Here is a 24,216-nt window from a genome sequence, read left to right on the forward strand (position 1 = left end):
ATGGCTGGCGTATCGGTTCTCATTTTAACCAAGAACGAAGAGACGAACATTGAGCGGTGCATCGACTCCGTTTCATGGTCGGACGACATTGTGGTATACGATTCCCTCAGCGACGACCGCACGGTCGAGCTTGCGGAAAAGCTCGGTGCCAGGGTCGTTAAGCGCAAGTTCGACAATTGGTCGGCGCACCAGAATTGGGGCGTGGAAAACATCGACTTCAAACATCCGTGGGTCTACTACACCGACGCAGACGAAACGTGCGACGACCAACTGCGCGCCGAGCTCCAAAACCTGCCGGAAACCGGCGAAGGCTTCTCCGCCTTCCAGGTAAGGCGCAAGGATTATTTCATGGGGCGCTGGCTCAAGCGTTCGCAGCTGTATCCGACCTGGATCACCCGCGTTTTCCGCCCGGATAAGATCCGCTATGAACGCTTGGTCAACCCGGTGGCCGTGGTCGATGGAGCAACCGGCAAGCTCGAAGGGCACATCATCCACTATCCCTTTTCCCACGGGGTGGGGCACTGGTTCGATCGGCATAACAAATACTCGCAGATGGAAGCGACCGATCTCGTCGAGGAGGTGGCCGCGAAGGTGGGCTTCGGCGATTTCTTTTCCCGCGATGCCGCAACCAAGCGCCGCGCCCTCAAGACCATGGCCTACCGCATGCCCGGACGCCCTGTTCTTATGTTCGGCTATCTCTACTTTTTCCGCTTGGGCTTGCTGGATGGTCTGCCCGGGCTGCGCTATTCCATCATGCGCTCGATGTATGAATACATGATTGATCTCAAGGTGGCGGAGATCCGCTACAAGGAACAAATGAACGAAGGAGAAATGCTTTGAAGATTTTGGTTACAGGAGCCGCAGGGTTCATCGGGTCGCATGTGGCGCATGAGCTACTGGACGATGGGCACGAGGTGGTCGGGCTCGATAATTACAACGGCTACTACCCGGTGTCGCTCAAGGAGGCGCGCCACGCCAAGCTTGAAGGAAGGGATGGCTATGTGGGGCTGCGGGGCGATCTGGCGGATTTCGAATTTCTGGTTTCTAGTTTCAAGTCTCATCGCTTCGACCGCGTTTGCCATTTGGCCGCCCAAGCTGGAGTCCGCTATTCATTGCAGAATCCGCACGCCTACGAGCAGTCCAACCTGGCCGGACACCTGAACATCCTCGAATGCTGCCGTCACAACGAAGTCCCCCGCTTGGTGTACGCGTCGAGTTCGAGTGTCTACGGCGGCAACAAGAAGGTGCCCTTTTCAGAGGATGATCCGGTTGATCACCCGGTCAGCCTGTATGCCGCGACCAAAAAGGCCAACGAGCTGATGACCCATTCGTACACGCATCTCTATGGCTTTCAATCCGTCGGTCTACGCTTCTTTACCGTCTACGGCCCGTGGGGCCGGCCGGACATGGCCTACTGGCTATTTTCCGATGCCATGCTCCAGGGCAAACCGATCAAGGTTTTCAACCATGGCGATATGAAGCGCGACTTCACCTACATCGACGACATCGTCCAAGGCGTTAAGGCCTCGCTCTTTGCCGATGGACTGGAACCATACGAAGTATTCAACCTCGGCAACAACCAACCGGAATTGCTCATGGACATGATCCAATACCTAGGTGATGCCTTGGGCATCGAACCACAGATGGAAATGCTCCCCATGCAGCCCGGCGACGTGCCGATCACGTTTGCCGACATTGAAAAAGCGAAAGCCAAACTCGGCTACCAGCCCTCCACCCATCTCAAGGAAGGATTGACTCGATTCGTCGAATGGTTCAAGGATTGGAAACACTAGTCCAATGAAAATCTCGATCATAACCGCAACCTGGAATTCCGAGGCGAGCATTGCCGATACGCAGCGCTCGCTCGCGGAGCAGGAGTTTCCGCGCGACCGGATCGAGTGGATCGTGGTGGACGGTGCCTCGACCGACCGTACCGTAGAAACAATCAAGGCCGGCGATTTCCAGCCCGACAAGCTGGTGTCGGAAAAGGACAACGGGATCTATGACGCCCTCAACAAAGGGGTGCGCATGGCCACCGGCGATTTTGTCGGCTTCCTGCATGCCGATGATTTCCTGGCATCGCCCGGAGTGCTCAATCGCATTTCGTGCGCGTTGGAGAATTCCGGGGCAGACGCGCTCTATGGCGACCTGCAATATGTCCGCCCGCAGGCTGATGGCGGTTTTGGCGTGGTGCGGCATTGGGAGAGTGGAATCTACCACCGTCGGAGCTTGGCCCGGGGCTGGATGCCTCCGCATCCGACGCTCTACCTCAAACGCGAGATCTACGAGCGAACCAAGCTCGAGACCGGCGAATTTTTCAACACGGCATACACCTGTGCGGCCGACTACGATTTCATGATGCGCATCCTCGGGAAATACGAGGTCGAGCCGGCCTATCTCCGCATGGTGCTTGTGAAAATGCGGGTGGGCGGCGTGAGCAACCGCAGCCTGAAGCACATCATCCAGAAATCCCGCGAGGACTGGGAAATCATCAGGAAAAACCAGATTGGCGGCATCCATACCCTCGCGTGGAAAAACCTTGGCAAGCTCATGCAGTTTGTCGTGCGCAAGCCGTAGGTAATCACTCAATTCCAATCTCTGAAATGTCGGTTAAAAATTTCCCATCGAACGATCCCCTGGCGCGGGTTGATGCACTGGTTTCTCGCATGGCGGCGAACCAGCCGGATCAGCCCGCCGTTTGTTTCGGCTACCAGCGCTTGAGCTACCGCGAGTTGGAGCACCGTGCGAACGGCGTGGCGGAGGCCTTGCTCGAACGCGGCGTAAAATCCGGCGATTTGGTCGGCGTCTACATGGAGCGCTCGGCGCTGATGCCGGTCGCGCTGCTTGGCGTGCTGAAAACCGGCGCGGCCTATGTGCCGATGGATCCGGCCTATCCCGCGCAACGCATCCAATGGATGGTCGAGGATGCAACGATGCACACCATGCTCACCGACGCCGTGCACGAGGAGACTGTGCGTGGATTCGGCGTGGAACCGGTCCGCGTTGATGAATTGGCGCCTTCGAAAACATGCCCGGAAGCCAGCACCGATCCCGATGGCTTGGCCTATGTCATCTTCACCTCAGGTTCCACCGGTCGCCCAAAGGGCGTTCAAATTCCGCATCGGGCATTGACCAACTTTATTGTGTCGATGCAGCAAGTGCCCGGCATGACGGCCGACGATGCCTTGCTCGCGGTCACCACCTTGTCGTTCGATATAGCCGGTCTTGAAATGTTTCTTCCTCTCGTTGCGGGGGGACGTTTGGTCGTTGCTTCCAAGGAGACGGCGATGGATGGCAAGGCGTTGCTGCAGACCATCGAAGCGGAAGCCATTACCATCCTGCAAGCAACCCCGGTCACCTGGAAGCTGATGCTGGCCGCTGGCTGGGACGCGTCGCCCAACCTCAACGTGCTCTGCGGCGGCGAGGCCTTCCCGCGCGATCTCGCCAACACGCTCGTTCCCAAGGCCGCTTCGGTCTGGAACATGTATGGCCCCACCGAAACCACCATCTGGTCGACCTGCGACCAGGTTGCTGTCGATGAGGGTTCGGTTAGCATCGGACTCCCGATCGCCAACACCACCGTCCATATCGTTGATGAAGCCATGAAGCCGGTGCAGGATGGGACGGAGGGTGAATTGGTCATTGGTGGCGACGGACTGGCCATCGGTTATTTGAACAATCCGGAAATGACCGCCGAAAAATTCACGACGCTCTCCGGCTCCGTAGAGCGTATCTACCGGACGGGCGACCTCGCCCGCTACTTGCCCGATGGCCGGCTCGAATGCCTTGGCCGCATCGACCACCAGGTTAAGCTGCGTGGCTTTCGCATCGAACTCGGCGAAATCGAATCCGCCCTGCGCGCCCACGAGGCGGTGGCCGATGCCGCCGTGGCTTTGTACGACAACGACGGCAACCCGCGTCTCGTCGCCTACCTCATCCTTTCCGGCGGGCAGGCCATCGATCTTTCCTCGTCCATCCACTCCTGGCTGGTTGACCGGCTCCCGGCCTACATGGTTCCATCGGGTTTCACCTTGCTCGATGAATTTCCTCTCACGCCCAACGGAAAGCTCGACCGCAAGGCCTTGCCCGAGCCGGTCGGCGCCATTCCGCTGCAGCCCGGCGGCGATGTTGACTACCAGTCCGAAACCGAATCGCGCCTGGCCGGCATCTGGCGCGAGCTGCTTGGATACGACGCCGTCCCGCGCGACATCGATTTCTTCGAACTCGGCGGCGACTCCATCCGCGCCGCGCAAATGTTCGTTGGAATCAAGGAGCGTTTCGGCCTCGACCTGACGCTGGCGGTGCTGGTGCAGGCCTCCACCATCGAATCGCTCGCGAAGCGCATCGACTCCGGCGGCGCGGACGACCTGGCCGAGTATCGCTCGCTCAAGCGCATCCAGTCCGGTTCCGAAGGCACCGTGCCCATGTTCTGGGTGCACGGCGGCGATGGCCATGTTTTGATCTTCCGCTTCTTTGCCGAAAACCTCGGCGCCGATGTGCCGGTCTATGCCTTCCAATGGACGGGCATGGACGGCGGGCGCGGCGAGGCCTCCATCATGGAAATGGCCCAGGCCTACTGCGCCGAGCTCCTGCGTTTCCTGCCGGCCGATGCCCGCACGATCCGTCTCGGCGGCTTCTGCGTCGGCGGTTTGGTGGCGGTTGAGCTGGCCAAGTTGCTCAAGGCCGCGGGTGTCGAGGTACTCGATCCGCTCGTCATTGTCGGCGCGCCCAACCACGGGGCCAAGTGCCACATCAAGTCCGAGCCGGAGCAATCCCCGCAGGAGTTCAAGCGCATGCTCGAACAAATGGAAAAACTGAAGGTTGTGGCCGAGGCCGAGGTGCCTTGGGAATACATCCGCCCGGATCATGGCGGCGGCCTCAAGGGCGCCATCAAGCAGAGCGCGCCCTATGCCATGGCGCGCCGCCTTCGCACCGAGAAGCGGCTCCGGCAGATCGACCGCGAAGCCGCCGCCGGGCAGGGGGTCGATCCCGCCACGCGCCAGTGGTATTGTGGACAGACGGCGGTTGTGGCCATGATCCACCACCGCAACCAATCCTACGACGGCGACATCCTCTATTTCCGCTCCGGCGTCTGCCACGGCGAAGCCATGGGGCTCTGGGGTTGGTGGAACAGTCCCTACATGGGCTTCGAGGAATTGTGCAACGGCCACTTCGAAGGCGTGGTGATCGGCGGTGCGCACGAGGATGTCCTGCGCCGTCCCGAAACGGCCAACAAGGTGCGGGAAAGGTTCAATGCCTGATCACGCTTCGTATCCCGAAACCTGCGCCCACCGGCTTTTCGAGGAGCAGGTGGAAAGCAACCCGGATGCGGTTGCGCTGATGTTCGGAGCGGAGCGGATGTCCTATGCCGCGCTCAACGCCCGCGCCAACCGGATTGCGCACGGCCTTGTGGCAAAGGGCGCGAAGCCGGGACAATGCGTTGCGATGTTGCTCGAACGTAGCTTCGACCAGGTCGCCGTGGCCCTGGCCATTCTCAAGGCGGGCGCGGCCTATGTTCCGCTCGACCCAACCCTTCCGCCGGAGCGCATCGCGCAGATGGTCGATGATGTCCAACCGCCGGTGGTGGTATCCGCTGACTCCTTCGATGATTTGTTGACGGACAACGAAGAAAACCCGGGCATTGAAGTTGATCTGGAATCCCTCGCCTATGTGATCTTCACCTCCGGGTCGACCGGTCGACCGAAGGGCGTCGAGATGCCGCACCGCGGGTTGGTGCGCCTGGTGAAAAGTGCGCAGGATTATATCCGGCTCGACCGCAACAGCGTGCTGCTTCAGATGGCCTCCATCTCGTTCGATGTCTCCGTCTTCGAAATCTGGGGCATGCTGCTCAACGGTGGAGCACTGGCGCTCTGCCCCCACAAGGTGCCGACCATGGAGCAGGTCGGTAGGCTGCTTGCGGAGCACCGCGTCAATATTCTGCTGATGACCGCCGCCTTCTTCCATCTCGTGGTGAAGGAGGACCCGCACATCTACGACCCGTTGGAGTATTTGATGGTGGGCGGAGAGGCGCTCTCGGCCTGGCATGTTGGCGAGGCGTTGCGCGAGCTGCCGAACCTCTGCCTCATGAACGCCTACGGTCCCACCGAAAACTCGGTCAACTCCACCGTGCACGTCTTCGACCGCGCCACCTTCGATCCCGCCGCGCCGGTGCCCATCGGTCGCCCGGTGGCCAACACCACCGCCTACATCCTCGACCGCCACCAAGGTCCGGTGCCCGTCGGCGTGACCGGTGAGCTGGTGGTGGGCGGCGACGGCGTGGCGCGCGGCTATGCCGCCCGCCCCGACTTGACCGCCGAACGCTTCCTGCCCGATCCCTTCAGCAAGCAACCTGGCGCACGCATGTACCGCACCGGCGACCAGGCCTGTTGGAATCCGAAAGGGGAGATCGAATTCATTGGCCGGTTGGACAACCAGGTCAAGCTACGCGGCTTCCGCATGGAGCTGGGCGAGATCGAGGCCTCCCTCGCGGAGCATCCCGAGGTGGAGCAGGCCGTGGTGGTGCTCTACGAGGACGATGCGCGCGGCAAGTGGCTGTGTGGTTTTATACAGGTCGAAGATCCCGCGTCCTTTTCCGCCGATGGTCTGAAAGAATTCGCCCGTTCGAAGCTGCCGGAATATATGGTGCCCTCCGCTTTGGTTCCGCTGAAGGAGTGGCGCTTCACGCCCAATGGCAAGATCGATCGCAAGGCACTACCCAAACCGGACGTTGCGCATTCGCAGGAAGAGGTGGCCTATGAAAGCGCTACCGAGGAGGCGATGGCGGAACTATGGAAAGAGCTGCTTGGGCTCAACGCCGTTCCGCGCAATGTGGGCTTCTTCGAACTCGGCGGCGACTCGCTGCTGGCCGTGAACCTCTTCCTCAAGATCCACCAGCGCTTCGGGCGCGACTATACGCTTTCAACCTTGCTGGAGGCCCCGACCCTCGCCGCGCTTGCGCGCGAAATCGACGGAGGGGATGAAGGCGGCGGACAAAAGTCGCTCAAGCTGATCCGCCAGGGCGATGCTTCGCTGCCGCCCCTGTTCTGGTTCCACGGCGGCGACGGGCACGTGCTGCTCTTCAAGCACTTCGCCGAAAACTACGAGACGAACCAGACGATCTATGCCTTCCAGTATGCCGGGCTCGATGGCCGCCCCGGCGAGCCTTCGGTGGAGGAGATGGCGCAAGCCTATCTCGCCGAGCTGCTGGAGGTTCATCCCCGCGGCAAGGTGCGGCTTGGCGGCTACTGCATCGGCGGCTATGTCGTGATGGAGGTTGCCCGCTTGCTGAAGGCCACGGAGGTCGAGGTGCTCGACCCGCTCGTGGTGGCGGGGTCGCCCAATGTGCGCGCACGCAGCTTCCATCCGCGCGAACCCGAATCCTCGGCCCAATCGCTGGTGGCCTTCCGCGCCATGTGCGATGCCATGGAGGCGCAAAAGGTGGTTGCCGATGCGCCGATGCACCGCACCTATGATGCGCCCAACCATGGCTGGCTGAAGCAAACGCAACTCTATGCCCATGCCCGCCGCATGCGCACCTGGAACCGCCTGATGAAGATGACCCAGGCCGCGCGCAACGGCGAGCCGATCGAGCCGGCATCGCGCGGATGGTATTGCGGCAACATCACGACGCTGGCGGGCGAGCGGCACCGGAGCCGGGGCTATGACGGCGACATCCTGTATTTCCGCAGCGGCGTCTGCCATGGGTCGGCCATGAATTTCCGCGGGTGGTGGTCGAGCCTCTTCATGGGGTTCGAGGAGCTGTGCCGCGGCAACTTCGAGGGCATCGTGGTGGGCGGCCTGCACGAGGACATGCTCAAACGCCCCGAGGTGGCGGCGATGGTTAAAGATAGGTTTGATGCCAATGACGAATGATACAGTCAACCAATGGCTTGCGCACGGCGCGGCCGCAAACGCAGGCAACCCGGCGCTCGTGTTTGGCGAAGCCTCGCTGACCTATGCCGAACTCGATGCCCTTTCGAACCGTATTAAGAACCACCTGGCGCGGGCCGGGGCGGGGCGCGGCGGGAAGGTGGGGTTATGCCTCGACCGCTCCATCGAAATGGTCGCCGTGCTGCTGGGCATCCTCAAGGCGGGCGCGGCGTATGTCCCGCTCGATCCGGCCTATCCGGCCGAGCGCCTCGGCATGATGGCCGAGGATGCGCGGCTTCAGTGCACGGTTGCGCACGCAGCCCATGTCGATCGCCTCGGAAAGATTGATTCGAAGATTCTGGTGTGGGAAGAGATGGCCGATGCCGTTGCTTCGGAACCGGATGCTGGCCCGGTTGTTGATGTTGATCCCGAAGACAACGCCTACATCATTTTCACCTCCGGCTCGACCGGGCGGCCGAAAGGGATCGAGATGCCGCACCGGGCCTTGGCGAACCTGGTCGAGTGGCAACTGCTGCGCAAGACCTTCAAGCCGGGCGCGCGGGTGCTGCAATATTCGAGCATCAGCTTCGATGTCTCCTTCCAGGAGATCGCCACCACCTTCGCATCGGGGGGGACGCTCCATCTCGTTTCCAACGACGACCGCAAGGATCCGCGCAAGCTGCTGAAGCAGCTCATCGACCAAAAGATCGGTCGCCTGTTCCTGCCCTATGTCGCGATGCGCAGCATCATCGAGGCGGCGCACATGAACGGCACCTACCCGCTGGAACTGAAAGAGACCATCACCGCCGGCGAACAACTTCGCGTCGATGGCGTCGTGCGCGACTATTTTTCGCGGATCGAAGGCGCCTCGCTCGACAACCAGTATGGCCCGTCGGAGACGCACGTCATCACCGCCCATCTACTGGAGGGCGATCCTGCCGCGTGGCCGGACCTGCCGAGCATTGGCAAGGCCATCGACCATTGTGAAACATTCATTTTCGACGAGGCCATGGAGCCTGTTCCGGCTGGGGAGGAGGGCGAGCTCTACCTCGGTGGCCGCAACCTGGCGCATGGCTACATCGGCCGCGAGGATTTGACGAAGCAGGCCTTTGTCGAGGTTGACGGGCATTCCGTGCTCTACCGGACCGGCGACCTTGCGGCGTTCAATCCCGATGGCTCCATCGAGTTCCGCGGGCGGCGCGACCACCAGATCAAGGTGCTCGGCCACCGCGTTGAACCGGGCGAGATCAACAATGCCGCCTCGCAGTTCCCGGGCATTGGCCAGTGCCTCACCCACGCCTTCAAGAGCGACGACGGCGTGACGCGCCTTGCGGCCTACTACACGGTCAAGCCGGGCGAGGCGGTGGCCTACGTTGCCCTGCGCGAACACCTCGATGCCCGCCTGCCCGACTACATGGTGCCGGCCTTCCTGATCGAACTGGATGAAATTCCCTACACCCCGAGCGGCAAGGTGGATCTGAAGTCGTTGCCGAAACCGTCGATCGCCAACAGCCGCTATGCCGGCGAGGCGGGCGGCTATGAATCGCCAACCGAAGAGCGGCTGGCGGAGATCTGGGGCGAACTGCTGGGGCTCGACGGCATCCCGCGCTCGGCCGATTTTTTCGAACTCGGCGGCGACTCGCTGCGCGCGGTGACGCTGTTCCTGAAGATCGAAAAACAGTTCGGATGCGACCTGCCGTTGGCAACCCTGCTGCGGGCTTCGACCATCGAGGCGCTGGCGCGGCACATCGACGAAGGCGCGGACGACGGCTTTGCGGATTGCCGTTCGCTGAAGCTGCTGCAGCGCGGCCAGCCGGGCGTTGCGCCGCTCTTCCTGGCGCATGGCGGCGCGGGCAACATCCTGTGCTTTTCAACGTTTGCAAAAAACCTGGGTTCCGGCCAGCCGGTCTATGCCTTCCAGTGGTCGGGCTGGGATGGCGGGCGTGGCGAGACGACCATCGAGGCGATGGCGCAGGCCTATCGCGACGAGCTGCTGAAGCATTTCCCGGATACGCCGGTGCGCATCGGCGGCTACTGCATTGGCGGCTACATTGCAATCGAGCTGGCCCGGCTGCTTCGCGAGGCCGGGGTGGAGGTGCTCGGCCCGTTGGTGGTGTTCGATTCGCCGAACCTGCGTTCGAAGGCGTACCGCCGCAAGGAGCCGGCCGGGGAGGCGGAATACCGGCGCGTCCAATCGGCGCTGGCCGAAAAGAAGCTTTGCACCGACGCCATCAATCTGCACCAGCCGCCGGCCCCGTTGCCGTGGCTTAAGCGTACGCCGCCCTATGCGCTGATGCGCATCCTGCGGACGCGCAAGCGGCTCGAGGGCTACGACCGCATGGCCGCCGAGGGCAAGGTGGTTCCGGTGGACGCGCGCAACTGGTATTGCGCGCAGACCCAGAAGGCGGCGGTTCGGCGCCACCGCTGCCGGGGGACGGATATGCCGGTGCTCTACCTGCGCTCCGAATGCCAGGGGGAGGAAATGATGCTGCCGGGCTGGTGGAGCACGATGTTCATGGGGTTCGACGAAGTGTGCAACGGCGGTTTCGCCGCGCACGTCATTGGCGGTGGCCACGGCGAAATCCTGGAGCACCCCAAGGTGGCCGAGTTGGTCGGCGAGGCGTTCGGGTGAAGGTCGTTTTCCGCTTGGCGTTGGCAGTCTACCTGCTGGCCATTGCCTTTTTTGCGTTCCGTCCGTTCCAGCCCATCCATGGCCGAACCTATCCGGATGCCGCTCCCGCAACCAACGGTGTTGTCTGTGCCGGGGCTGCGCTTGAGGATATGGAGGGTTCAAGGCTACTGCGGGAATCGTTGGCCAAGACCGGTCGGATGTCGTTGGAGGTTTTGCTGAAATCAGATGCACTGGGGCAGGGCGGCCCTGCCCGGGTCATCTCGCTTTCACTACATACCATGTGCCGTAATTTCACGCTGGGGCAGGACGGTAACGGGTTGGCGTTCCGGTTGCGTACCTCGGAAACCGATGGTAACGGAATGTATCCCAGCTTGCTGGTACCCCAGGTGTTTGATGAAAACAGATTCCAGCATTTCGTGGTTACGTATGATGGCGGGCTGGTTCAGCTCTTTGTCGATGGCGTGCTCCATCCTCAATCCGTGGAACTGCAGGGCGATTTCTCAAACTGGGGAAAAAACCATTTGCTCACGGTGGGCGATGAACCGAGCGGGGTTCGGCCATGGAAGGGACGGGTCGCCCATTTTTCCGTCTATGATCGGGCGTTGGAATCCCGCGAGGTCGAACTACTGAAGGCGGGTGGGGATGTGCCTGGGGCAGTCTATTCCTTTCCCGTCCCGAACGCCATGCGCCCGTTGCGCTACCGCAACCTGTTTGTCAATACCGATCCATTCTTCAATCTGGGCGATTGCGTGGCCAACATTGTTGCGTTCGTTCCGCTTGCGCCATTGTTGTGCGTTGTGTTCTTGGCGCGGCTCCGGAAGCCAGTGGCGGTTGTTGCCGTGCCGCTGGTCGCAGGATTCCTGATTAGTGGGGTGATTGAGTTGCTGCAGCGCGGAATCATGGGGCGCGTACCGTGTTTGGCTGATCTGGCCTACAACGTGCTTGGTACGTTGATCGGCTGTGGTTTGTTATGGCTGGGATTGAAGCATCGCGGTGTTTCGGCGATGATGCGAACGGAACAGGGAGACATGGAATGAAAGCGGTAATCTTGGCAGGTGGATATGGTACGCGGATCAGCGAGGAAAGCTCGGTGCGACCGAAGCCGATGGTGGAGATCGGGCCGGAGCCGATCCTCTGGCATATCATGAAGATCTATGCCGCGCACGGCATCACCGATTTCATTGTGGCCTGCGGCTACAAGGGCAACATGATCAAGGAATATTTTTCCAAGATGTTCATCAACGAGTCGGATGTGACGTTTGATCTCGTGGGCAACACGCTGGAAGTCCACCATTCCCGGGTTGAGCCTTGGCGGGTCACCTGCGTGGATACCGGGGAGAAAAGCATGACGGGCGGGCGGTTGCGGCGTGTCCGGCAGTATCTGGACGAGGAAACCTTCTGCATGACCTATGGCGATGGGGTGTGCGATATCAATATCACGAACGAGCTGGCCTTCCACAAGCGGTCGGGGCTGCTCGCCACCATGGGCGCCATCAGGCCGCCGGGACGCTTCGGCGCATTCACCCTGGAGCCGGGCGAACAAACCGTGTCCGACTTTTGCGAGAAGCCCGACGGCGATGGCGCGTGGATCAACGGTGGTTTCTTTGTGCTGGAGCCGGGGGTGTTCGGCTATATTCCCGACGACCAGACCTCGTGGGAGCTGGAGCCGTTGCAGGGCTTGGCCCACGATGGCCAGCTCGGCGCGTTCCGCCACTCCGGCTTCTGGCAGCCGATGGATACGCTGCGCGACAAGCATGTGCTTGAGGAATTGTGGGAGTCCGGCGAAGCCCCCTGGAAAGTGTGGAACGATTAAAAAACAAACCGAGGATCATAAGATGGCAGTGAAACTGCAAGAACCAGAATTTGTCTACATGAACGGCAAGCTGACGAAGTGGGCCGATGCCACGCTCCACATCGGTACCGAGGCCGTTACGCGGAGCCTGAACGTGTTCGAGGGGCTCAAGGGCTATTGGCAGAAGGACGGGAGCTTCGGCATCGTCTTCATGCGCCGCCACTACGAGCGCCTGTTGCGTTCCGCCAAGCTGATGCACCTGCCATGCCCATGGAGCTACGGGGAATATGAATCCGCCGTCCACGAGCTGCTCGGTGCATTGCTGACCAAGGAGCAGGACATGTGGGCGCGCGTCACCCTCTTCGGTGTCGAGGGCCACTGGGGGGTCGGCACAAAATCCGATATGGTCGTCACCGCATACAACCAGCGCAAGGAGCAGCCCGCGCCGATCAAGATCGGCATCAGCACCTGGCAACGGAGCGGCGACAACGCGCTGCCGTATCGGGTGAAAGCGGGCGCCAACTACGAGGTCGGCCGTCTCGCCCGGATCGAGGGGGCGCGCCTGGGTTATTCCGATATGATTCTCTTGAACTCCGCCGGGCGCGTTTCCGAGGCCACGGCCTCGTGCGTGGTGATGGTGCGCGATGGCGTGGTCTACACCACGCCGCACTACGAAGGTTCGCTCGAAAGCGTCACCCTCGATTTTGTCGCGGAGATCGCCAAGTCGCTCGGCTATGAGTTCGTCGTCCGCCCGATCGACCGCACCGAACTCATGATCGCCGACGAGCTGGCGCTGGTCGGCTCGCTTGCCGAGCTGGTGCCGGTGGAGGAGGTCGATGGTTTCCAGCTCAATCCCAACGGGAAAATCATTACGGCCATCCGTAAAAGGTTTTTCGCGATCGTCCGCGGTGAAGACAACTCCCTCGATGCCGAATTCTCCTTCGTCCCCAACGACCAAATCCGCAGCTTGGATTAAACAACGGATGATTTTCACCACAGAGGACACAGAGGCACAGAGGAATATGCTCCGAGTCTCTGTGTCTCTAGCGAAGCGGGTGGTTAAAAATAGTCATGTCAAAGGCAACTGAAATGGTGGATATGTTTGGTTTGGTGGAGCGGTTGTATCCGATCTGCCGCAGCATCACCGGCGACGGTGTGCGCGAGACGCTGCGGGTGGTCGGCGAACACATTCCGCTCGACCTCCACGAAGTACCCACCGGCTCGCCGGCGTTCGACTGGAAAGTGCCCGACGAATGGAACATCCGCGATGGCTGGATCAAGAATCCGGCGGGTGAAAAGATCGTCGATTTCCAACAGCTCAACCTCCACGTGCTTAACTATTCCGAGCCGGTGCACAAAACCGTTTCGCTTGAAGAACTAAAGCAACATGTTTTCACGCTGCCCGAACAGCCCGGCTGGGTTCCGTACCGCACCTCCTACCACAACCGTAACTGGGGCTTCTGCATGGCGCATCGCCAATTCGAGGCGTTGGGGGAGGGCGACTACGAGGTGTTCATCGACTCCTCCCTCGAACCGGGGTCGCTGACCTACGGCGAGCTGCTGGTTCCCGGTGCGTCGGAAAAGGAAGTGCTGTTTGTCACGCACGTCTGCCATCCGTCGCTCTGCAACGACAACCTAAGCGGCATCGCCGTCGCCACCGCGCTCGCGCAAAAGCTGGCGGCGATGGAAACCAACCAGTCATACCGCTTCCTGTTCCTGCCCGCCACCATTGGTGCCATCACCTGGCTCAGTCGCAACCAGGACAAGCTCGATCGCATCAAGCACGGCCTCGTGCTTTGCCTGCTGGGCGACAACGGCAAATTCCACTACAAAAAGAGCCGCGACGGCAATGCCGGAATCGACCGCATCGTGCCGCGCGTCCTAAAGCAGTCTGTCAACGATTTTGAAACGATGGAGTTTTATCCCTACGGCTACGACGAACGCCAGTTTTGCTCCCCGGCCTTCGATCTGCCGGTCGGTCGCCTCAGCCGCGCCGTGCACGGCGAGTTTCCCGAATACCACTCCTCCGCCGACAACCTCGACTTCGTCAGCGAAGTCGCCATGCAGGAGTCGTTGGATGTGTTGCAACAGGTGGTCGAATCCATCGAAGGCGCGGAAACCTACATCAACCTCAAGCCCGAATGCGAACCGCAGCTCGGCCGCCGCGGCCTCTTCAAGCCCATCGGCGGGCAGGCCGAAACCAAGGACTACCAAATGGCCCTGCTCTGGATCCTTAGCCTCTCCGACGGCCACCACTCCCTCGAAGACATCGCCGAACAATCCGGCCTAAGCCTGGACATCCTCCGCAAGGCCGTCGATGAACTGTTGAAAACCGATCTGTTGGCGCTTGCTTCTGCGTAGGTTTCATATGAGGAGGCGAGATAAACCGAAAGCATTATTTTACAGGACTACCTCGCATTCGAGAAAATGAAAATGTGGATACAACAACACGACTTCACATCTGAAGAAGTTGATGGGGCAACCAAAGAGCAGGCAAAGAAAGCTTTGGCAACATTTGATTGGCAGAGTGAAATTCTGAAAGAAAAAGAATCAAAAGAAGAAACATGTCCTTCAGGGCTCGGCCTTATTTCAGATTCAAATGAAATTCTCCACATTTGCCCGAGAGCATCAGAGTCGTGTTTAGTTCATTACCATTACTCTACACAGAAGAAATTATTGGGATTTATTCCAGTGAAGAATCAAGGCAGCCATTTTGTTGAATCATGCTCAATCGCCAAAGCAATGGATTTGATCGATCATCATTTTGATGGAAATCAGGAAGAAATACTTAAGATAAATTAATTCACACACCATTAACCATGAGCAAGGTCTAAGGGCAGTCCGGTGAAATAATTCCGAAGGGAAAGGGAAGAAACAAATGAAGTGCCACCATTGTAAAACCGAGTTGGAACATGTGTTCCTGGATCTGGGGTTTGCCTCACATTCGAATTCATCTGTGACTTCCGATGCATTGCGCTGTAGGCGCAACACAATTTAGCCTTGGGCAACGCCCAAGGAACCAAAACCCGATGCAATAGGTCTTGTCCTGTAGGGACAACACAAACGGAACCTTGTGTTGTCAGGTCAACTCCGTAATCGGAGATGCAGTATGAGCAAAGAATTTAATGTGGTAATCGAACGGGATGAAGATGGATATTATGTTGCATCGGTTCCCGCATTGCGCGGATGCCACACGCAGGCCAAATCCCTTGACGTGCTTATGCGCCGTGTTCAGGAAGCCATTTCCCTGTGCCTTGAGGTCGAAAACCCCCTTTAATCTGAATATTCCGAAATTCAAAAAGGAAAGCAGGATTGGGCGCAGAAAGCTATCCGCCTCATATATATCCCAAATGCAGAATCGACAATTGTACATTATGTGATACGTTTTTGTGTACGCATAAGGAGTAAGACCATGCAGAGATTGATTCTAGATCAAGATATTAAACCGATGTCTGAATTCAGAGCGCATACCGCCGCCTGCATTCAGCAAGTTCAGAAATCAAAGCGTCCTGTGGTGATTACACAACACGGTAAAAGTGCTGCTGTTTTGATTGATGTTTCAGAATTTGAAGCCATGGCTCAACGGTTAGAGCTTTTAGAGGATATTGCCTTGGGAGAATCCATGATTGATGAAGGAAAAGGCGTTCCCCACGACAAGGCCAAAGAAATGATTCTGAAGAGCATTCCCAGATGAAGATCCAGTGGTCGCCCCTCTCAATTGATCGTATCAGTGAGATTTCAGACTACATTGCCCAAGATAGCCCCATGGCCGCAGAGCGTTGGGTACACGCAATTTTTGACAGGGTAGAACAGGTCAAAGATTTTTCAAAAAGCGGACAACCAGTCCCGGAAATAAACAGAAAAGACCTTCGGCAATTAGTCATTGCGAACTACCGAATCATTTATCGAATCGAGTCAACGATCATTTCCATTTTGACCGTTAGGCATTGTCGGCAAATTCTTCCAGATGAAGATATTGACAATGCGGGGGACGGGGGGAAGCCCTGAATGGAACTAGGTTAAGGCTTGTTTCCGCGGTTTGAATAGCCAATCGGATCAAAATGTTCTGCATCGCCATCACAAATTTCATAGGAGAAACCGAATGAAGTGCCACCATTGTAAAACCGAGTTGGAACATGTGTTCCTGGATCTGGGGTTTGCCCCGCCTTCGAATTCCTATTTGACCGCCGAGCAGCTGCGGCAGTCGGAAAAGACCTATCCGTTGAAACTGCTGGTCTGTGAGAATTGCTGGCTGGTGCAGACGGTGGACAACGAGAGCGGCGAGCAGTTGTTCCACGACGACTATGCCTATTTCTCTTCCGTTTCGAAAATGCTGCTCGACCATGCAAAAACCTATTGCGGCATGATCACGGATCGGCTTGGCCTGACGGAGGAGAGCTATGTGGTTGAGGTGGCGTCGAACGACGGCTACCTGCTGCGCAATTTTGTGGAATCGGGCGTTCCCTGCCTGGGCATCGAGCCGACCGCCGGGACGGCGGAGGTGGCGGCGGGGTTGGGTATTCCGCAGCTCGGTGAATTTTTTGGCGAGGAGCTGGGCAAGCGCTTGGCCGCCGAGGGCAAGCAGGCCGACCTGATGATCGGCAACAATGTCTATGCCCACGTGCCGGACATCAACGATTTCACGCGCGGCTTCAAGCAGGCGCTCAAGCCGGAGGGCACGGTTACGCTGGAATTCCCGCACTTGCTTTCGACGATGGTGTTCAACCAGTTCGACACGGTCTACCACGAGCACTATTCCTACCTCTCGCTCAACGCCGTGTCGAAAATTTTCGAAGCGGCGGGGTTGCGCGTCTACGACGTGGAGGAGATCCCGACGCACGGCGGAAGCCTGCGCGTCTACGGCTGCCACGCCGAAAGCTCCATCGAAACCTGCGGCAATGTTGCGGCCATCTTGCAGAAGGAGGCCGATGCCGGATTGACCGACATGGCGACCTACCTGGCCTATCAGGCGCAAGTGGACAAGACGAAGGACGACATGGTGGCGTTTCTTATCGAACAGAAACGCGCGGGCAAGAAGGTGGCGGGCTACGGCGCGGCCGCCAAGGCCAGCACGTTGCTGAACTATGCCGGCGTGCGCCCCGATCTGTTGGCGTTCATTTCCGATGCCGCGCCATCGAAGCAAAACAAGTTTTTGCCGGGGTGCCACGTGCCGGTCTTGCCACCGGATGCATTGGTGGAGCACAAGCCCGACTGGGTGGTGGTCTTTGCCTGGAACATTGCCAAGGAAATCATGGAAACGCAGAGCCATGTGAAGGAATGGGGCGGCCGCTTCATTGTCTTCATCCCTGAACTGAAGGAACTGTGATGTTTGTAACCGCGAAAGAACGCAAGGAACGTAAAGACTGGTTTCTGGTTGAAGTGAATCCTTGCGTTCTCTGCGTTCCTTCGCGGTTAATCAATTTAAGTGGAGAGAGGTGTTGAGATGAAAAATGCGACGGACGTGATCCAGGCCGACCTGGACTATATTTGCGAAAAGCTGGTGGGCGACATGGATCGGCTTTCGGGGAAACGGCTGCTGGTGACCGGCGGCGCGGGTTTTCTGGGCTACTATTTGGTGCAGGCGCCGCTCCATTGGAACAAGCGCAACCCGGAAGCCGCACCGATCTCGGTGGTGGTGTGGGACAACTTCATGCGCGGCGTGCCGGAATGGCTGACGGCGCTGGAGTCCGATCCCCATCTTTCGACGCGCAAGTATGACGTGATCGATCCGCTTCCGGCCGATATGGGCGACTTTGATTTCATCATCCATGCCGCAACGATCGCGTCGCCGATCTACTACCGCCTGCATCCGATCGAAACGATGGATGCGAACATTACCGGCCTGCGCAACCTGCTCGACTATGCCATGGCGCAAAAAGCCAAGGGTACTCCGGTCGAGGCCTTCCTCTACTATTCAACCAGCGAGATCTACGGCGACCCTTCTCCGGAAAACATTCCGACACCGGAAACCTACCGCGGCAATGTTTCCTGCACGGGGCCGCGCGCCTGCTACGACGAGGCGAAGCGCTACGGCGAAACGCTGGTCGTCAACTTTGCGCAGCAGCACGACCTCAATGTCCGGACGGCGCGCCCGTTCAACAACTATGGCCCCGGCCTGAAGATCACCGACCGCCGCGCGCTGCCGGACTTTGCGCGCAACGTGCTGGCCGGCGAGGACATTGTGCTGCTTTCCGACGGCGCGCCGACGCGCACGTTCTGCTATGTGGCCGATGCGGTGGTCGGGTACTACAAGGTGATGCTGCGCGGCCGCAACGGCGAGCCCTACAACATTGGTTTGGCCAAACCGGAAATCTCGATTCGCCAACTCGCCGAACAGGTGATTGAGATGTCGAAGGAACTCTTCGGCTACGAAGGCAAGTTGGTTTGCGAGGAGAGCGACGACAAGCACTACCTGACCGACAACCCGAACCGCCGTTGCCCAATCATCGACAAGGCGATGGCCGAGCTGGATTATGATCCGACCATCCAGCTGGAGGACGGGCTGCGCCGCAGTCTGCTGTGGTATGCCGACAACCGCGAAGCGGAGGATTTGTAATGAAGATTTCGGTGGTGGGAACGGGCTATGTTGGCCTCGTCTCCGGCGTTTGCCTGGCGGACGTGGGGCACGAGGTGGTCTGCATCGACAACAACGCGGCGAAGGTCGAACAGATCAACGCCGGCAAAAGCCCGATCTATGAGAAGGGGCTCGATGAGCTGTTGCAGAAGCACATCGGCACAACGTTGCTGGCTTCCACCGATCTGTCGAAGGCGGTCGTTGAATCCGACCTGACGCTCATTGCCGTGGGTACGCCGTTCGATGGCGACCTGATCGACCTTCAATATGTAAAACAGGTTTCGAGGGAGATCGGCACCGCGTTGAAAAACAAGGACGGCTACCACGTGGTGGTCGTGAAAAGCACGGTGGTTCCGGGCACGACCGACGAGGTGGTGCTGCCGCTCCTTGAAGAGCATTCCGGCAAGAAGGCGGGCGCTGGTTTCGGGGTAGGCATGAACCCGGAGTTCCTGCGCGAGGGCGAGGCCATCGGCGACTTCCAGAATCCCGACCGCATCGTGCTCGGCGGCATCGACGATGCCACCCGCGCAAAACTGGCCGAGGTCTATGCGCCGTTCCCGGAGACCGACAAGGTGATGGTGAACAACAAGACGGCGGAGATGATCAAGTATGCCTCCAACTCGCTGCTGGCCACGCTCATCTCCTTCTCGAACGAGATTGGCAACCTCTGTTCTTCCATCGGTGGCATCGACGCGCTGGACGTGATGAACGGGGTGCACCTCGACAAACGCTTTTCGCCGATTCTCGAAACCGGCGAGCGCATCAAGCCGGTCATGACGACCTACCTCGAAGCCGGGTGCGGTTTTGGCGGCAGCTGCTTCCCGAAGGATGTGAAGGCGCTGATTGCGCACGGTGTGAATGTCGGCGAGCCGATGAGCCTGCTCAAGTCGGTGATCGACATCAACAAACACCAGCCGATGCAGGTGATGGATCGGCTACGCAAGCACTTCCCGGAGCTGGAAGGAAAGAAGGTGGCCGTGCTTGGCCTGGCCTTCAAGCCGGGTACCGACGACATGCGCGAATCGCCCGCCATCCCGATCGTGAATGAGCTAGTCGCGGCCAAGGCCGTGGTGACGGCCTTCGACCCGGTGGCGCAGGAAGAGGCGCAGAAGATTTTCACCGAGGGCCGAGTCGTCTATTGCGACAGCATCGAGCAGACCGTTTCCGGAGTGGATGCCATCCTGTTGCTGACCCGTTGGCCGGAGTTTAAGGCGCTTCCCGAAATCCTGAAAGGGCAGGGCGCTTCGCCGCTGCTGGTGGATGGTCGCCGTTTGCTGCCCAAAGACTGCGTCGAGACCTACGAAGGCATCGGCATCTAGCCGTTTCCATATTGGAAAAAGAGAAGGCGGGGCTTCGGCTCCGTCTTTTTTTATGCCTTCGTGCGGCCGCCTTCGATCAGGAGCCGGTGCGAGAGCACGGCCAGGCTGGAGGCGAGTTCCTCGCGCTGCAGGATGACGTGGTCGGGGACATCGAGGTTGGTGGGCGTGAAGTTCCAGATGGCCCGGATGCCGCCTTCGATCATGGCATTGGCCACGTCCTGCGCAACGGAGGCGGTGACGGTCATGACGCCGATCTGCACATGCATGCGCTTGGCCAGCTCGGGCATCTTGGCAATATCGAGCACGGTTTTGCCGTTCACGGTGGTGCCGATGATTTCCGGGTCGCTATCAAATGCGGCGACAATACGCATGCCATGCTGCTCGATGCCCTTGTAGCCCAGCAGGGCGGCGCCGAGGTTGCCGACTCCAACGAGGATGGCATCGGTGGTGTTCGACCAACCGAGGAATTCCTCGATGGCTTCGATGATCTCGTCCATGGGGAAGCCCAGGCGCGGCCGCCCAACGGCGCCGGTGATGGCCAGATCCTTGCGTACGACAATCGGGTCGAGCCCCAATTCCTTGGCAACGACGGTGCCGGAGGCATATTCCTCGCCATCTTCCTTCATTTTGCGCAACAGCCTAAGATACAGCGGCAGACGCTTGAGCGTCGGCACTCCGGCTGTTTTGCGTTCCAATTGACTCATTTGAAAAATCTCCAGTAATTGGTGAAACCGTACCAGTCTAGGTCGATATACGTCAATCGATACATGGAGTTCGATTTCCCGTGGGAAGTGGATTCTCCGTTTAAGTCGTTGACCGTCCCGCCCCGCCTAACGATGATACCGTACTTTACCAGAGGAGAAATGAAGATGGCTGACAAGGCGTGGGACGGCTTCGAGGGGAAGCAATGGCGGAAAACGATCGACGTTCGCGATTTTATCCAGAGCAACTACACGCCATACGAGGGCGATTCCTCCTTCCTCGAAGCCGCAACGGCATCCACCTCCCGCCTATGGGAAACCGTATCCGGCCTGATGAAGCAGGAGCTGGGCAAGGGCGTGCTCGATGCCGATACCGCCGTGCCGTCCACCATCGTTTCCCACGCGCCGGGCTACATCGACCAACCGCTCGAAAAGATTGTCGGCCTGCAGACCGATGCGCCGCTTAAGCGGGCGATCATGCCCAATGGCGGCCGCCGCATGGTGGAGGTTGGGCTCGATGCCTACGGCTATGCGTTCGATGAGCAGATCAACGATTTCTACAAGAAGTTCCGCAAGACCCATAACGATGGGGTGTTCGATGCCTACACGCCGGACATGCGCGCGGCGCGCTCCGCCGGCATCGTTACCGGCCTGCCGGATGCCTATGGCCGCGGGCGCATCATTGGCGACTACCGCCGCGTTGCCCTCTACGGCATTGATTTGCTGATGGCCGACAAGCTGAAGCAAAAAGCGCACTCCGACCAGTCGCCAATGACCGAGGACGTGATCCGCGCCCGCGAAGAATATTCCGAACAGTTGCGCGCGTTGGAGGAGCTCAAGACGATGGGCGAGTCCTATGGCTTCGACCTTTCGCGCCCCGCCGGAAATGCGCAGGAGGCCATCCAATGGACCTATCTGGCCTACCTCGCCGCCACCAAGGAGCAGAATGGTGCCGCCATGTCGCTCGGCCGCGTTTCCTCCTTCTTCGATATCTACCTCGAGCGCGACCTCGCCGCCGGAATCCTTGCGGAGAGCGAGGCGCAGGAGCTGGTTGACCATTTCGTGATGAAGCTGCGCATGATCCGCTTCCTGCGCACCCCGGCCTACGACGAACTTTTTTCCGGCGACCCGACCTGGGTAACCGAATGCATCGGGGGCATGGGGGCCGACGGGCGTCCGCTCTGCACGAAAAGCAGCATGCGTTTCCTGCATACGGTCTACAACCTCGGCCCGGCGCCGGAGCCGAACCTGACCGTGCTCTGGTCGGAACAGCTTCCGGAAAACTTCAAGAAGTTCTGCGCCAGGGTTTCGATCGATACCAGCACCATCCAGTATGAGAGCGACGATTTGATGCGTCCGAAATTCGGCGACGACTACGGCATTGCCTGCTGCGTTTCCGCCATGCCGATCGGAAAGCAGATGCAGTTTTTCGGTGCGCGCTGCAACCTCGCCAAGGCCTTGCTCTACGCGATCAACGGCGGTGTCGACGACATTTCCGGCGAGCAGGTCGGCCCGGACGTGGGCATCATTACCTCCGACTATCTGGACTATGGCCGCGTGATGGCGAAGTTCAAGCTGGTGCAGGCCTGGTTGGCCGGGCTCTACCTCAATACGCTCAACGTCATCCACTACATGCACGACAAGTATGCCTACGAGCGCATCCAGATGGCGCTGCACGATGCCGAGGTGCACCGCACCCTGGCCGGCGGAATTGCCGGGCTTTCCGTGGTGGCCGATGCCTTTTCCGCCATGAAGCACGCCAAGGTCAGGGTTATCCGCAATGAGCGGGGGCTGGCGGTCGATTATCAGATCGAAGGCGAATATCCGGCCTTCGGCAACAACGACGACCGGGTCGATTCCATCGCCTGCGAGCTGGTGCGCGGGTTCATGGCGGAGCTGCGCAGGCACAAGGCCTATCGCGGCGCCGAGCCAACCATGTCGATCCTCACCATCACCTCCAACGTGGTTTATGGCAAGAAGACCGGCAACACGCCGGATGGCCGCAAGGCCGGCGAACCCTTCGCTCCCGGCGCCAACCCGATGCACGGGCGCGATGTCCGCGGCTCCGTTGCCTCCATGGCTTCCGTCGCCAAGCTTCCGTACGACGATGCCGAGGACGGCATCTCCTACACGTTCTCGATTGTGCCGAAGGCGCTGGGCAAGACGGAGGAGGCGCGTGCCGGCATGCTCGTGAGCATGCTCGATGCCTACTTCCTCGAAGGCGGCCAGCACATCAACGTCAACGTGTTCGACCGCGCCATGCTCGAAGACGCCATGGAGCACCCGGAACTTTATCCGCAGCTCACCATCCGCGTCTCCGGCTATGCCGTCAACTTCACCCGCCTGACCCGCGAGCAGCAGCTCGACGTCATCAACCGCACCTTCCACCAGAGGATGTAGGAAATTAAGAATGTAGATTTAAGAATGAAGAATGGTCGGTCTGAGACAGCTTCTGATTACAAAAGGCCAACGCCGCTTGAGTTCCACAATTCTTAATTCTACATTCTGAAATCTTAATTATGACTATTGAGGAAGCTAGGGAAGTGCGGGGGCGGGTCGGCGCCTATGAGAGCTGCGGGACGGTCGATGGGCCGGGGCTGCGCTTCATTGTATTCTTCCAGGGGTGCCCGATGCGCTGTCTCTATTGCCATAATCCCGAATCGTGGGATTTCAGTGCGGGCGAGGAGGTCACGGCGGGCGAGGTTTTCGGGGAGATCCGCAAATACAAGAACTTCATGCGCACCTCCGGCGGTGGCGTCACCTTTTCCGGCGGTGAGCCGCTGAGCCGCCCGCGCTTCCTTGAGGCGCTGCTGACGCTCTGCAAGGAGGAGGGGATTCACACGGTGGTCGACACCAGCGGTTTCACGCAGTTGACCGATACGGTGAAGCGGATCGTGGAGCTAACGGATCTTTTCCTGCTCGACGTGAAGTGCGTCAACGCCAACATGCACCAGATCATAACCGGCGAAACCAACTCCAAGACCTTTGCGTTTGCCGAACTGCTCGCCGAATGGGGCAAGCCGGTCATCCTTCGCTATGTTTTCGTTCCCCAGCTCAACGATCGCGTGCACCTCATGCGCAAGCTGGCCAAGTGGGCCGTGGATTTGGGAAACATCGAGAAGGTCGAGCTGTTGCCTTTCCACAAGATGGGCGAGTGGAAGTGGAAGAAACATGGCTTGCCCTACCGCCTGTCCGAAACCCGTGTCCCCGAGCCCGAAGAGATCGAACACTTCGCCGACATCTTCCGGAAATACGGCCTGACCGTGGAGTAGCGCGGATATCAGCTCCGCGTTTCCCGCTCCGGTACAGCCTCCGGAAAAAAACGGCGC

At 59.4% G+C, this 24,216-nt stretch carries 20 protein-coding genes; 19 read left to right on the top strand and 1 reads right to left on the bottom strand.

Annotated features, from left to right (window positions below):
• The 17 genes from E9954_RS16650 (at position 1) to E9954_RS16730 (ending at position 20,186) form a co-directional block, all read left to right on the top strand.
• On the top strand, positions 1-840 hold the full coding sequence (locus E9954_RS16650; RefSeq protein WP_136080438.1) for a glycosyltransferase family 2 protein: 840 nt from the start codon (positions 1-3) through the stop codon (positions 838-840).
• On the top strand, positions 837-1,793 hold the full coding sequence (locus tag E9954_RS16655) for an NAD-dependent epimerase (protein WP_136080439.1): 957 nt from the start codon (positions 837-839) through the stop codon (positions 1,791-1,793). The genes E9954_RS16650 and E9954_RS16655 overlap by 4 nt, the downstream gene beginning before the upstream one ends.
• A gap of 4 nt (positions 1,794-1,797) precedes the next feature.
• On the top strand, positions 1,798-2,577 hold the full coding sequence (locus E9954_RS16660; protein ID WP_136080440.1) for a glycosyltransferase family 2 protein: 780 nt from the start codon (positions 1,798-1,800) through the stop codon (positions 2,575-2,577).
• A gap of 26 nt (positions 2,578-2,603) precedes the next feature.
• On the top strand, positions 2,604-5,261 hold the full coding sequence (locus E9954_RS16665) for an amino acid adenylation domain-containing protein (RefSeq protein WP_136080441.1): 2,658 nt from the start codon (positions 2,604-2,606) through the stop codon (positions 5,259-5,261).
• A complete protein-coding gene (locus E9954_RS16670; protein WP_168442339.1) occupies positions 5,254-7,872 on the top strand; it encodes a non-ribosomal peptide synthetase in 2,619 nt (872 codons plus the stop codon). The genes E9954_RS16665 and E9954_RS16670 overlap by 8 nt, the downstream gene beginning before the upstream one ends.
• The gene (locus E9954_RS16675; RefSeq protein ID WP_168442340.1) at positions 7,862-10,501 is read left to right on the top strand and encodes an amino acid adenylation domain-containing protein; all 2,640 of its coding nucleotides are present in this window, start codon (positions 7,862-7,864) and stop codon (positions 10,499-10,501) included. The genes E9954_RS16670 and E9954_RS16675 overlap by 11 nt, the downstream gene beginning before the upstream one ends.
• A complete protein-coding gene (locus E9954_RS16680) occupies positions 10,498-11,538 on the top strand; it encodes a LamG-like jellyroll fold domain-containing protein (RefSeq protein ID WP_136080444.1) in 1,041 nt (346 codons plus the stop codon). The genes E9954_RS16675 and E9954_RS16680 overlap by 4 nt, the downstream gene beginning before the upstream one ends.
• Positions 11,535-12,314 carry a glucose-1-phosphate cytidylyltransferase gene (gene rfbF / locus E9954_RS16685; protein ID WP_136080445.1) on the top strand — a complete coding sequence of 260 codons (780 nt, stop codon included), beginning with the start codon at positions 11,535-11,537 and terminating at the stop codon, positions 12,312-12,314. The genes E9954_RS16680 and rfbF overlap by 4 nt, the downstream gene beginning before the upstream one ends.
• Before the next feature lie 22 nt (positions 12,315-12,336).
• Positions 12,337-13,269, top strand: coding sequence for an aminotransferase class IV (locus E9954_RS16690; protein WP_168442341.1), 933 nt, complete (start codon positions 12,337-12,339; stop codon positions 13,267-13,269).
• Between the two features lie 95 nt (positions 13,270-13,364).
• Complete coding sequence (locus E9954_RS16695) at positions 13,365-14,654, top strand: DUF4910 domain-containing protein (protein WP_136080447.1); 1,290 nt, start codon at positions 13,365-13,367, stop codon at positions 14,652-14,654.
• 66 nt (positions 14,655-14,720) lie between these two features.
• On the top strand, positions 14,721-15,095 hold the full coding sequence (locus E9954_RS16700; RefSeq protein WP_136080448.1) for a hypothetical protein: 375 nt from the start codon (positions 14,721-14,723) through the stop codon (positions 15,093-15,095).
• Positions 15,096-15,402: 307 nt separating this feature from the next.
• Positions 15,403-15,570: a type II toxin-antitoxin system HicB family antitoxin gene (locus tag E9954_RS16705; protein WP_136080449.1), complete on the top strand. Its 168-nt coding sequence runs from the start codon at positions 15,403-15,405 to the stop codon at positions 15,568-15,570.
• 135 nt (positions 15,571-15,705) lie between these two features.
• Positions 15,706-15,987: a type II toxin-antitoxin system Phd/YefM family antitoxin gene (locus E9954_RS16710; protein ID WP_136080450.1), complete on the top strand. Its 282-nt coding sequence runs from the start codon at positions 15,706-15,708 to the stop codon at positions 15,985-15,987.
• Complete coding sequence (locus E9954_RS16715; RefSeq protein WP_136080451.1) at positions 15,984-16,301, top strand: type II toxin-antitoxin system RelE/ParE family toxin; 318 nt, start codon at positions 15,984-15,986, stop codon at positions 16,299-16,301. Before E9954_RS16710 ends, E9954_RS16715 begins: the two co-directional genes overlap by 4 nt.
• A 94-nt stretch (positions 16,302-16,395) precedes the next feature.
• Entirely contained in the window at positions 16,396-17,619 is a 1,224-nt protein-coding gene (locus tag E9954_RS16720) for a class I SAM-dependent methyltransferase (protein WP_136080452.1), read from the top strand.
• Positions 17,620-17,736: 117 nt separating this feature from the next.
• On the top strand, positions 17,737-18,849 hold the full coding sequence (locus tag E9954_RS16725) for an NAD-dependent epimerase/dehydratase family protein (protein WP_136080453.1): 1,113 nt from the start codon (positions 17,737-17,739) through the stop codon (positions 18,847-18,849).
• Positions 18,849-20,186 (top strand): UDP-glucose dehydrogenase family protein, encoded by a 1,338-nt coding sequence (locus E9954_RS16730; protein ID WP_136080454.1) that lies wholly within the window; start codon positions 18,849-18,851, stop codon positions 20,184-20,186. Before E9954_RS16725 ends, E9954_RS16730 begins: the two co-directional genes overlap by 1 nt.
• Positions 20,187-20,236: 50 nt before the next feature.
• On the opposite strand, the gene E9954_RS16735 is transcribed toward E9954_RS16730, so the two are convergent.
• Entirely contained in the window at positions 20,237-20,890 is a 654-nt protein-coding gene (locus E9954_RS16735; protein ID WP_136080455.1) for a redox-sensing transcriptional repressor Rex, read from the bottom strand.
• A 159-nt stretch (positions 20,891-21,049) separates the two neighbouring features.
• Here E9954_RS16735 and pflB point away from each other — a divergent pair, with 159 nt between their 5' ends.
• Together pflB and pflA are read left to right on the top strand one after the other, a co-directional pair.
• Positions 21,050-23,287, top strand: coding sequence for a formate C-acetyltransferase (gene pflB / locus E9954_RS16740; protein WP_136080456.1), 2,238 nt, complete (start codon positions 21,050-21,052; stop codon positions 23,285-23,287).
• A gap of 119 nt (positions 23,288-23,406) precedes the next feature.
• A complete protein-coding gene (pflA, locus tag E9954_RS16745; protein WP_136080457.1) occupies positions 23,407-24,159 on the top strand; it encodes a pyruvate formate-lyase-activating protein in 753 nt (250 codons plus the stop codon).
• The last annotated feature ends 57 nt before the right edge of the window (positions 24,160-24,216 follow it).

The organism is Pontiella desulfatans, assembly GCF_900890425.1.
In the GTDB taxonomy this organism is placed as follows: domain Bacteria; phylum Verrucomicrobiota; class Kiritimatiellia; order Kiritimatiellales; family Pontiellaceae; genus Pontiella; species Pontiella desulfatans.